Below are 11,864 nucleotides of genomic sequence, written 5' to 3'. Positions count from 1 at the left end.
TTTTGAGGATTAAACTCGGCTAATTTAAAACTTAATGTTTAAGGTGAATTTAAGTGCAAAATTTTGGCTAAAGCCAGGTAGGTGATATCCGCCATAACGATAGGCGGTAGAAAGCCCAAAGCCAGAGATTATTTTGTTAATTTCCAGTCCAACTTCAGAGTAGCCCTGGTCCAGACTTTTAAAATCGATGTTCTGGTGGCGGTCTTTATGACCTATATCCCCTATAGCATGGCGGCTTATCAATACAATTTCAGGTTGGAAGAAACTGGAAAATTTTATAGGCCTTAATTGATGTCTCATATGCAACATAGCAAGACGGTCACTATAAAATTCGTTATAGTACATGGTTTCGAAGCTGGTTTTCCCTGCAATCGAAAATCGTTTTAAAACTGCTTCCTGTCTTGATGAGTTTGGATAAGCATGGAAAGTGTGCGTTAATGGTAAGGTTCCGGTAGCATAATTTCCTTCTAAAATAAATTCTGTTCTGGAAAGATTTAATCTGCGAATCGTATATTCTAATTTTAGTCCGGTTCTTAAAAAATTAAAATCACCCTCGGCCACATCGGCAAAGCCTTTATCAATTTGCGCTGTTATTCTAGGATAATTCCGCTCAATTAAAATATCACTTTCCGGAGTTTTTAGATAATTGTTAAATGGCTCCCAGCTAAATGAAATACCCGCAGTGCTTACCGTATATTCCGGATAGAGTTTACCGTTGTATAAAAAAACATAGTCCCTAACGTCAAAAACTTTGGTTTGGCTAAAACGTATTTCCGAAGATAATTGTGGGATTATGCGATGCTCCAAACCGGCATAATATTGTTTATAATTATAGAAGAAATTAATATTAACAAATCTGGGCTCTATCAAGTAAAATTTTGGCGGTGCTTTTAAATAATCAAAACTTCCTACTTCTTTGATATCCCTGGTATAACCTAATTTTAGGTTGGTGTTTGTTGATTTGTTTAAATAAATGCTGGTGTTAATATTATATTTTGCTTTCTGGTCTCCAAAACCATAAACGAAATAACCGCCAATATTAAATTTGTTCGAAATATGATCGTTGGTTTTTCCTCCGATACCCAATCTAATACCTTCAAAATTATTATACTTAAAAAGCTTACTTAGCTCCAAGTCCCAAAAAGCTAAAGGATAATAGCCATTTGCCATGGCTTTTTTAACTTGAATCTTTCGTTCAATATTGCGGGTTTTAATAATACTATCTACATAAATAGCAGTAGCCTGGTCTTTTGCGGTATAGGGTTCTTTGCGGTTATCACTCCAAAAAGATGGCTCACGATCATTAGCTTTTGGCTCCACTACTATTTTTGCTGAAGTTTCTTTTATTTGAGGGCTAAGGTTGAGTTGGTAATTATAGTTTACCGTAGTGGCATCCAGGTATAGGTTCGTATCGATAGGATCATTATCGAAGATACTGGAAATGGATAGTCTACGCTGAATGGTTCCTAAAGAAATATTTCCACCAAAAACCGAAATATCTTTTCCTCCGCTTCCTGGTCTGATTTTGATATCTCTTTTTTGGAGAAGCCAAACTTCTTCTGAAGGATTAAACTCATAATCTTCATGAATTTCCAGATCGATTTCGCCAATTATCCGTGCTTCGGTTTTCTGAATACCGTAGTTAACCGTATCAAGATAAATTACTCCTTCCAGGCCAGGTACCACTTTTTCGCGCTTAGGTTTAAAGTACACCAGGTATGAAGGACGCGTTGTGTTTAAAGTATCTAAAATGCGATATTCATAATTTTTGAGGGCATTTTTTGCCAGGGGGCCGGCGTATTCCGTTTTAAAAATGGAGTATTCATCTTCATAAAATGAGGTAGGATAAATATCCATGGTTAATACCTCATAAACAGGTTCTTTAAAGCCGGCAGTTTTTAAACCCAAAACCTCTTCTTTGTTACCTTGTTTTTGATTGAAGTGATGTAGGGTGATTTTTTCTGAAAGATAAGCCCGAGCAGTATTTACGATTGTTGCGATTTCGCTGTTTGTGCTGTCGGTAGCAAGTTGGATAGGATTTTTATCATTATCAATAAGAAACTTAGAATAAGACTGATGTGTAAAGCCCTCTAAGGCCTTTTTAGGGTCGTTTATCTTCCTGTTTTCAATAGCTTTTTCAATGAGTTTATTTGCCGGATTTCTGGGGGAAGAAATGTAAACCGTGTTTAATTTTTCGTAATCGGGATAAAGTTGAAGTAGTACGCTTTTATTTTTTTCTGAAATAGTAAACTCGCGGGTATAAAAACCCAGATAGGATACCGAAATTTTTAAGGATTCCTTTCCATTAAGGTTAAGCTGAAAGCTACCGTCTATTTTGGATAAAATGGGCGTATCCTGCGGCAGGCTTATTTTAGCATAGGCTAAAGCCTCTCCCGTAATGGCATTGATTACTTTTCCCGGGATTTGTTGTGCATTGGCAAGAAAACCGGTAATAATAAAAACAAAGGTGAAAACTAATCGCATATATTATTCCTGGTGATGGTTTGTAACAATGATGCACAAAAAAAGCCAAATTAGGCTTGCTCACAAACAGTAAAAAGTAAGCCCAATTTGACTATATATAAAGAAATTAATTTCATAGTTATATGGTCATAATTTCTTTTTCTTTAGCTTCTAAAATGCGGTCTATTTTGGCGATATATTTATCAGTAAGCTCCTGGATATCTGCTTCTGCATTTTTTTGAAGATCTTCAGAAACCTCAATTTTCTTTAATTCGTTATTAGCAGTTTTACGGTCGTTTCTCACCCCTACTTTGGCATCTTCAGCTTCAGATTTAGCTTGTTTTACCAATTGTTTACGACGTTCTTCTGTTAAGGGTGGTACGCTAATAATTACGCTTTCACCATTATTCATTGGGTTAAAGCCAAGGTTAGCCTGTAAAATTCCTTTTTCGATATTGGGAATACTCCCTTTTTCGAAAGGCTGAACAGAAATTGTTCTGGCATCTGGTGCGTTTACATTGGCAACCTGATTTAAAGGGGTTAAAGAACCGTAGTATTCTACCATTACACTTCCTAGCATACTTGGGCTGGCCTTACCCGCTCTAATATTTAGCAATTGTTTATTAAGATGAGAGATTGCGTTTTGCATCCCTTCTTCAGCAGAATCTATGATTAATTCAATTTCCTCTTCCATGGTGTGTTATTTAAACTGTATCTTCTGGTTTTATAAATTTACTTTTGTTCCTACGTTCTCCCCGGTCACTACCTTCATTAAATTCCCAGGAGTATTCATGTCAAAAACAATAATTGGCAATTCGTTTTCCTGGCTAAGGGTAAATGCAGTGGTATCCATTACCTTAAGCCCTTTTCTAATCACGTCGTCAAACGATATAAAATCAAATTTTGTTGCTTTTTTATCTTTTTCGGGATCTGCGGTGTAAATTCCGTCTACCCGTGTCCCTTTTAAAATTACGTCGGCTTTTATTTCAATCGCTCTTAGCACAGCGGCAGAATCTGTTGTAAAATAGGGATTTCCTGTGCCTCCTCCAAAAATCACAACACGCCCTTTTTCTAAGTGCCTAATGGCTTTTCTTCGTATAAAAGGTTCGGCTACTTCGTTAATCTTAATTGCAGATTGTAATCTGGTTTGGATACCGGCGTCTTCAAGCGCGCTTTGTAGTGCCAGGCCGTTAATTACCGTAGCTAGCATTCCCATGTGGTCACCCTGTACACGATCCATCCCGCGACTAGCACCGGCAACTCCTCTAAAAATGTTACCTCCACCAATTACAATCGCTACTTCTACTCCCTGGTTGGTTACAGATTTAACTTCCTCGGCATACTCTGCCAGTCTTTCGGGATCGATACCATATTGGCGGTTTCCCATTAGTGCTTCTCCAGATAATTTTAAAAGAACTCTTTTGTATTGCATGGCTAGTTTTAAAGATGAGTGCTGCAAATATAGCTAATATCTTAATTTGAAAAATCTTATCAATTAAAATTCTAAATCTTAAGAATATTTTAGTATTTAAAATGCTTGCCAAAGTGTCGTCTGTATTTAAAATGGCTGGATTTTTGTTATTTTTAAAATAATAAAAGTTGAAAAAGAAATAAGAAATGATTGGATATTATTTGATAGCAGGAATCATGTTTATCGTGAGCCTGTATGTAAGCAATAAGCTTAAAAGCAAGTTTAAGAATTATTCCAAAATGCACCTGCAAAATGGAATGAGTGGGAAAGAAATTGCCGAGAAAATGTTACGTGATAACGGTATTTATGATGTAAAAGTAATCTCTACTCCAGGGATGCTTTCAGATCACTACAACCCGAGTAAAAAAACAGTAAATCTAAGTGAAGGGGTGTACTCGCAAAGAAATGCTGCAGCGGCTGCAGTGGCTGCACACGAATGTGGGCATGCCGTACAACATGCAAAATCTTACAGTTGGTTAAAAATGCGAAGTGCACTGGTACCTGTAGTAAGTGTCGCTTCTAATTTGTCACAATGGGTAATACTTGCCGGTCTAGTATTGCTTTATACCAGTACTTTAGGTCCTACCATTTTTTTTATCGGGATTGTGCTTTTTGGACTAGGGACCTTGTTTAGTTTTATAACACTGCCAGTAGAATACGATGCAAGTAACCGTGCTTTGGCCTGGTTAGAAACCGAAAACATGCTTACAAGGCAGGAGCATGATGCCGCTCAGGATTCTCTTAAATGGGCAGCCAGAACTTATGTGGTAGCAGCTTTGGGATCTTTAGCAACCCTATTATATTTTGTTGGAATATTTATGGGATCTCGGGATTAGATTAATTTCAAGGAGTATTTTAAAGTTAGAAAGTTAGAAAGTTAGAAAGTAAGTCCTTATTATTTTAATTTTCCAAATTGGAAAATTAATTCAAGATCATTTCGACTGAAGGTCAGTGGAATGGAGAAATCCCAATCAAAATAGAAATTTCAGCTCTGTCTTAATTAGTTTATGGTTTACACGTACGACCATTCAAAAATCAAGATCTAAATCTTAAATTTTGAATATTGATTGAAAAGGGCGTTATCCTCGATTGGAGTGGAGAGATCTTTTATATTTTATTTTTAAAATTAAGATTTCTCCGTTCCGCTTCGCTCTACCCGTCTCCTGGCGAGGAAGGTTCGAAATGTCGTTTTTGGCTATTTTTAAGACAATCTCTTTCGTTAAAAAGGTTATAGTAACCTACCCTGATTATTAAAATTCCGGAAAATTATAAAGAGTTCTTCCAATTCTTACTTCATAAGTCTTCCTCGAGGAGCTTGATTTTACCACTCACCTGTAATTGCTGAATTATTTTAGGTGATATACTTCATTATTCGTTAATTTTGAATTATATGCGACGATCTAAAATGCTCTGATGAACAATAAACTGTTTTTTTTACTACTGCTATTTTTGTTTTTCAAACTAAACTTTTATGCCCAAGGAAATATTGCTAAGCCCGTTTTTCGAGATTCGGCTCAAGCGCTTTTTTCTGCAGCTATTTCAGAAAGTAGATTGATACCTCCTAAAGATGAACATAAAATTTATAACCCCAGAAATCGTGGGATTAATAAAGTTGTACCCGGGAAGGGATATCCAAAAGGAGTTGATGCGGCCTTACAAAGCAAAAAAGGAAGCATTCCATCCAAAGCGCCAATTCTAAATTTTGATGCGGTAAGGACACGTTCTACACCTTCAGATCCTACTGGAGTAGCCGGTTTAAATCATTATCTAAATGCCTGGAATTCTGCTTTTTCGATTTATGATAAAGAGGGGAATTTATTAATGCCTCCTGCTTCATTGGCGAGTATTGGTGGCGAGTTTGAAAATGAAACTTTGGGTGATCCCATTGTGGTTTACGATCAATTTGCAGATCGCTATTTAATCAGTCAGTTTAGCGATACTCCAGAGAGTTTCTTAATCGCTGTTTCGCGCGGGCCTGATCCTGTAAACGATGGCTGGTATACGTATCGTTTTTCAACCAATGGTGTTTTGCCAGATTATCCAAAAATTTCGGTGTGGAGTGATGGGTATTATATTACTACTAATAAGAATTCGAATACTGCAGATGAGAGTCAGGTGATTTATGTGATGGAGCGTGACCAAATGTTAATGGGGGCAACCGCTCAGTTTGTATCTTTTCCGTTACCTGGAATAGAAACCAATGGTTTTTATAGTCCCGCTGGTTTTAATGCGATGGGAAACACCATGCCGCCTAAAGGAAATGCCCCAATAATTTATCTTCAGGATGATGCCTGGGCCGGAGTGCCAGAAGATCATTTAAAAATATGGCTGGTAAATGTAGACTGGGAAAATTTAGAGAACTCTACCATAGAGGAATCGCAGGAATTAGGTTTAGCGAGCGGAGTGTCACCGTTTACTGCTACTTTTGACGGCGGTGCTTTTAGTAACTTATCACAACCCGGAAATGGGCCGGAGATTGATGCGCTACAGGCCACCATGATGTATATGACCCAATACCGAAGATTTCCAGATCATAACTCGGTAGTTATGAATTTTGTTGTGGATGTAGATCCCACTTTGGCAGAGCATGCAGGGATTAGATGGTATGAGTTGCGCCAAAATAGTGATGGCGGTAAATGGAGCGTTTATCAGGAAGGAACTTATGCGCCCGATAAAAGTGATCGGTTTAGTGGGAGTATTGGTATTGATGACCAGGGAAATATAGGTTTAGGTTTTACCGTTTTAGATGATAGTCCTGCCAATCCTGTTTATCCTTCCATAAGGTATACCGGTAGATATGCCAATGATGAGCGGGGAATAATGACGCTGGAAGAACAGAGTTTTGTTGAAGGCCGAAGTCCTAATCCCAGTTCCAGGTATGGGGATTATGCCCATTTAACGGTAGACCCTGCAGATGGAATTACTTTTTGGCATAATGCAGAATATTTTAAAGGGGAAGACAGGTTTAACCATATAGGCGTTTTTAGAGTAGCTTCAGATTTATTAAGCGATGTTGGGATTACAGAAATTGTATCTCCAGTTGATGCAACGCTGGGTGCAAATGAGCAGATTACGGTAAAAATAAGAAACTTTGGAGCACGAACTCAATCTGATATTCCTGTAAGTTATTATTTAAACGGTCAGACCATTACAGAAATTTATTCCGAGAGTATTGAAGGTGCTTCTTCTGTAGACTTTACTTTTTCGAGAACTGCCGATCTCTCCGAAATAGGACGATCTTATGAAATTGCAGTACGAACCAATTTGGATGGAGATCAAAACCCGGCTAACGATACAATTACCAGGGTGATTAGAAACCTGCCTCCTCGCGATGTTGGGGTGACCTCTATTAATGCACCAATAACTTCAGAGAATCTTGGAAGAAATGAAGAGGTATCCGTAACCATCGAAAATTTTGGGGGTGAACCGCAAAGCAATATTCCCGTTTGGTATCAAATAGGGAATAATAATCGGGTAGAAGAAAAGTTTCCGGGAACTATTGAAGTGGGAACGAACATAGTTTATAATTTTCAGCAAACCGCTAATCTTTCTGTAGATGGACGTTATAGATTAAGTTCGGGAACCAGTCTGCAGGAGGATTTTGATCCTTCTAATGATGTAGAGGAAGCTTCCATAGCCAATCTTAATTGTATCCCAGAGGGATCAGACTGTGATTTTGGTGATGGGATTTCTTATTTTCAGTTGGGCGATATTTTGAATGAAAGAATTCCCTGTAATAATGGATATGGCGATTTTGTAAGTTCTTCAACCAATTTAGACCGTTCTCAGCAGACTTTTACAGTAACCGTAGAAACTTATTTTCAGGCAGAAGCTGATGAAGAAAAATTTTCTATGTGGATAGATTTGGATGATAATGGCGAGTTTGATGATGATGAGCGATTAATTACTTCAAAAGCCTTAACTCAGCCAAATACCTCTTTTGCTTTCGATTTTAACCTTCCTGATAATGCACCTTTGGGCCAACATTTGTTAAGGATTAGAGCAGGTGATACCCGATATGAAGGGGATTTAAATAGTCCTTGTGATGTGATGACGTATGGGACCACTCACGATTATTCAGTAAATATTATAGACAGTAATTTAGATATCAAAGATTTTATCCTAAACGATGCCGAACTGATGGTATTAGATGAATATAAGGGGCATTATCGCGTTGTTTTGGAAACCAGTTTTGCCGAGCCGTTACGTATTACAGTGCATAATGTACTCGGGCAGAAAATGCTGGAAAATAAAGTTGAAAACACTGGTGACGGTTATGTTTACGATTTAGATATGTCTTACGCTGCGCGTGGTGTTTATCTGGTACGTATTGGAACTCGAAAAGTAGGGAAAGTGAAGCGGTTTATCGTAAAATAAATAGATGCTTATGTTTAAAAATGGTTCTTTTTACTAGTATTTACTTTTAGCTAAGATTTGAAAGTTGGTGATAAAGCTCCAGTGATTAAACCCGTAAGAGTGGATCTATACCGAAGATTACTTTGAGTATACTTCAAAACCAATTGTAACCATAGTAGATATCTGGTTTGCGCATTGTGCTCCTTGTGTGATAGCGACGCCGGATTTCAATCAAATAAAGGCTAAATATCCTTATTATAAGAGTTATTGCTATCGTATTTGATGATAAAGAAACAGTTGAAGAATTCTCTGAAAAAGTAGCCTTAACCTACCCGGTGGGGATAGATTCAGAATTAAAGACAACTTATGGTATCGAAATGCAACAAGCTTCTGGTAAAATGATAGTTTATGATATTCTGAAAAACTAATTAAAGGCCTTATTTTTGCCCAAAATCAATAAAAATGAGAATAATTTCCTATAACGTAAACGGAATACGGGCGGCAATAAGAAAAGGTTTTTTAGATTGGATACAGCAGGCGAATCCAGATGTGGTATGCTTGCAGGAGATAAAAGCCCAGCCAGATCAATTAAATTTAGAGGAATTTACCGATGCTGGTTACCCTTATCAATATTGGTATCCCGCGAAGAAAAAAGGATATAGCGGAGTAGCGATTTTAAGTAAAACCGAACCTAATCATGTAGAATACGGTACAGGTATCGATTATATGGATGATGAAGGCCGAAACATAAGAGCCGATTTTGTTGATTTTTCTGTAATGAGTTTATATTTGCCTTCAGGAACAAATATTAATCGTTTGGAGCATAAGCTTCAGTATATGGATGATTTTCAGCAGTATATTGATAGTTTGAAACAGCAAATTCCAAATCTGGTTATTTGTGGGGATTATAATATCTGTCACGAAGCAATAGATATTCATGATCCTGTTCGACTTAAAAATGTGTCTGGTTTTTTACCTGTAGAGCGAGAATGGATTGATAATTTCATGAAAAGTGGTTTTATAGACAGTTTTAGGTATTTTAATGATGAACCCGATCAATATTCTTGGTGGAGTTATAGAGCCAATGCAAGAGCCAATAACAAAGGTTGGAGAATAGATTATAATTTAGTTGCAGCACCTTTACAAGAAAAATTAAAACGTGCCGTTATATTACCAGAAGCCTATCATAGCGATCATTGTCCTATATTAGTAGAGCTTGAATAATTAAATAAATTAACAATGAAAAGAACCCTATTGGCCATTTCAGGAAGTGTTTTAATGCTTACTTCCTGTGTTTCTTCAAAAGTGTATAAAGATCTGGAAAGTCGTCATGCCGATCTAAAACGGGATAACCGCGAATTAAAAAGCGAGTTAGATCGACTAAAAGGTGTTGATGAAGAGCTTGCGGAATTAAAAGCCGAACACGAAAGCTTAACTGCAGAAAGGGATAAACTTAAAAATGATCTGGCCAGTCTGCAATCTAATTACGAGAATCTGAAAAGTTCTTATGACGCTTTAGAGAAAAATTCTTCAGCAGCAATTGCAGAAAATTCCCGCCAAAATCGTGAGTTACTGGCACAGCTTGAAGAGAAAGAGAAAACGCTGGCAGCCGAGCAGGCCAGGTTAGAAAAGTTACAGAGAGATTTAGCAGCACGTTCGCAACGCATCGACGAACTGGAAGGCTTAATTGCGGCCAAAGATGCTAAAATGAACGCTTTAAAAGATGCAATTTCAAAAGCTTTAACCGATTTTGAAGGAAAAGGACTTACTGTAGAACAACGCGATGGGAAAGTATATGTTTCTATGGAAAATAAGTTACTTTTTAATTCTGGTAGCTGGGCGGTGAACGCTGATGGTCGCCAGGCGGTAAATCAATTAGGAAGTGTCTTGGCCCAAAATCCGGATATTAGCGTATTAATAGAAGGCCATACGGATAATGTGCCTTATGGTGGTAACGGTCCGTTAAAAGATAACTGGGATCTTTCTACAAAAAGAGCCACAGCTATCGTACAGATTTTAAGAGAAAACAGTAATATCGATCCACAAAACTTAACCGCTGCCGGTCGTGGTGAATATGCTCCTGTTGCAACTAATGATACTGCAGAAGGAAAAGCGAAGAACCGAAGAATTGAGGTAATCTTAACGCCAAAATTAGATGAGGTAACGAAGCTTTTAAATGAAGTAGACTAATGTTTCTTTATCAAAATTAATTTTCTGCAGAAAGTTAATAATATTGAAATGTCCTTTTGAAGTTTTCAGAAGGACATTTCTTTTTTAATCTTTGTTTGAAATTCGTCATTTTCGGCGATTATTTTTTCTAAAATATTTTTAAATGAAATACACTACATTACCAAATACCGATATAAAAGTAAGTAAGATCTGCCTGGGTACGATGACCTGGGGAGAACAAAATACTGAAGCTGAAGGACACGAGCAAATCGATTACGCACTGGATCAAGGGGTAAATTTTCTAGATACTGCTGAAATGTACTCGGTACCTGCAAAACCAGAAACGCAGGGAAGTACTGAAAAAATAATTGGTAGCTGGCTAAAGAAAACCGGGAGACGAGAAGATATTGTTTTGGCTTCTAAAGTTGCCGGACCTGCTGATATGGTTTCTCATATTAGAGAAAATATGGGCTTTAGTAAAGAAGCATTGAACGATGCTTTGAATAAAAGTTTAAAGCGTTTAAACACCGATTATCTGGATTTATATCAACTACATTGGCCAGAGCGTAATACTAATTTCTTTGGGAAACGTGGTTATAAACATGAAGAAGATGAAAAATGGCAAGATAATTTTAAAGAAGTTCTGGAGAATCTTCAGGAACTGGTGAAAGCAGGTAAAATTCGTCATATTGGGTTATCCAATGAAACTGCTTATGGACTAAGTAGGTTTTTAGAGGAAAGCCGACTTCATGATTTACCGAAAATGATCACGGTTCAGAATCCCTATAGCTTATTAAACCGAAAAGACGAAATTGGCCTTACCGAAGTGCTTCATCGTCAAAATGCTGGATTATTGCCTTATTCACCACTAGGTATGGGTACGCTCTCTGGAAAACACCTTAACGGAATTGTAGAAAATACACGGTTAAGTTTATTTCCGCAGTATAAAAGATATTCAGGTGAAGTAGCTGTAGCGGCGACCAAAGCCTATAAAGAAGTTGCGGTGAAACATGAACTTTCGATGACCCAAATGGCATTGGCTTTTGTGAATCAGCAGCCTTTTGTAACCAGTAATATTATTGGGGCTACAAAAATGGAGCAACTTAAGGAAAATATCGGAAGTATCGAGCTTGAGCTTTCAGGGGAAGTGTTGGAGGATATCGAAAAAGTACATGAAAAATACCCAAATCCGGCACCTTAAGATAAAAGTTGAAAGTGAAAAGTTGAAAGTTCAAGGTTTAACTCCAGAAAGAGGGAACTTTTTAAATTGAATGGTCTAAAAAATCCTGAACCTCAAATAATGCTTGAATACTGAATTTTTAATCCTAGTTATTTAGTGGAATGGTCTGGAAGGAGACTTTAGTCCTATGTGTGAATCATGTCACAATAGGTTTTAAGACATATT

The 11,864-nt window shown here is 37.3% G+C and carries 8 protein-coding genes; 5 read left to right on the top strand and 3 right to left on the bottom strand.

All coding sequences use genetic code 11. The annotated features are described in order from the left end of the window. Positions 1–24: 24 nt before the first annotated feature. The 3 genes from AC13DP_RS19050 to pyrH form a co-directional block, all read right to left on the bottom strand. On the bottom strand, positions 25–2,484 hold the full coding sequence (locus AC13DP_RS19050; protein WP_483068287.1) for a DUF5686 family protein: 2,460 nt from the start codon (positions 2,482–2,484) through the stop codon (positions 25–27). 118 nt (positions 2,485–2,602) lie between these two features. Next, a complete protein-coding gene (gene frr, locus AC13DP_RS19045) occupies positions 2,603–3,157 on the bottom strand; it encodes a ribosome recycling factor (RefSeq protein WP_013073894.1) in 555 nt (184 codons plus the stop codon). A gap of 30 nt (positions 3,158–3,187) precedes the next feature. After that, positions 3,188–3,895, bottom strand: a complete 708-nt coding sequence (gene pyrH, locus AC13DP_RS19040; RefSeq protein ID WP_013073893.1) for a UMP kinase — start codon at positions 3,893–3,895, stop codon at positions 3,188–3,190. A gap of 185 nt (positions 3,896–4,080) precedes the next feature. Here pyrH and AC13DP_RS19035 point away from each other — a divergent pair, with 185 nt between their 5' ends. From AC13DP_RS19035 to AC13DP_RS19015, 5 genes are all read left to right on the top strand, one after another. Then, complete coding sequence (locus AC13DP_RS19035; protein ID WP_272959447.1) at positions 4,081–4,770, top strand: zinc metallopeptidase; 690 nt, start codon at positions 4,081–4,083, stop codon at positions 4,768–4,770. A 577-nt stretch (positions 4,771–5,347) separates the two neighbouring features. Further along, on the top strand, positions 5,348–8,311 hold the full coding sequence (locus AC13DP_RS19030) for a GEVED domain-containing protein (protein WP_272959448.1): 2,964 nt from the start codon (positions 5,348–5,350) through the stop codon (positions 8,309–8,311). Positions 8,312–8,752: 441 nt separating this feature from the next. Next, on the top strand, positions 8,753–9,514 hold the full coding sequence (locus tag AC13DP_RS19025; RefSeq protein ID WP_272959449.1) for an exodeoxyribonuclease III: 762 nt from the start codon (positions 8,753–8,755) through the stop codon (positions 9,512–9,514). 15 nt (positions 9,515–9,529) lie between these two features. Then, the gene (locus AC13DP_RS19020; RefSeq protein ID WP_347407812.1) at positions 9,530–10,480 is read left to right on the top strand and encodes an OmpA/MotB family protein; all 951 of its coding nucleotides are present in this window, start codon (positions 9,530–9,532) and stop codon (positions 10,478–10,480) included. A gap of 142 nt (positions 10,481–10,622) precedes the next feature. Continuing rightward, the gene (locus AC13DP_RS19015) at positions 10,623–11,660 is read left to right on the top strand and encodes an NADP(H)-dependent aldo-keto reductase (RefSeq protein ID WP_347407813.1); all 1,038 of its coding nucleotides are present in this window, start codon (positions 10,623–10,625) and stop codon (positions 11,658–11,660) included. The last annotated feature ends 204 nt before the right edge of the window (positions 11,661–11,864 follow it).

It is taken from the genome of Zunongwangia sp. L-65 (assembly GCF_056859415.1).
This window is presented reverse-complemented; position numbering and strand designations above follow the sequence as displayed.

Coding starts and splice junctions, on each gene's coding strand:
- AC13DP_RS19035 (WP_272959447.1), top strand. CDS start 4,081: ATGATTGGATATTATTTGATAGCAGGAATCATGTTTATCGTGAGCCTG.
- frr (WP_013073894.1), bottom strand. CDS start 3,157: ATGGAAGAGGAAATTGAATTAATCATAGATTCTGCTGAAGAAGGGATG.
- AC13DP_RS19015 (WP_347407813.1), top strand. CDS start 10,623: ATGAAATACACTACATTACCAAATACCGATATAAAAGTAAGTAAGATC.
- AC13DP_RS19020 (WP_347407812.1), top strand. CDS start 9,530: ATGAAAAGAACCCTATTGGCCATTTCAGGAAGTGTTTTAATGCTTACT.
- AC13DP_RS19030 (WP_272959448.1), top strand. CDS start 5,348: ATGAACAATAAACTGTTTTTTTTACTACTGCTATTTTTGTTTTTCAAA.
- pyrH (WP_013073893.1), bottom strand. CDS start 3,895: ATGCAATACAAAAGAGTTCTTTTAAAATTATCTGGAGAAGCACTAATG.
- AC13DP_RS19050 (WP_483068287.1), bottom strand. CDS start 2,484: ATGCGATTAGTTTTCACCTTTGTTTTTATTATTACCGGTTTTCTTGCC.
- AC13DP_RS19025 (WP_272959449.1), top strand. CDS start 8,753: ATGAGAATAATTTCCTATAACGTAAACGGAATACGGGCGGCAATAAGA.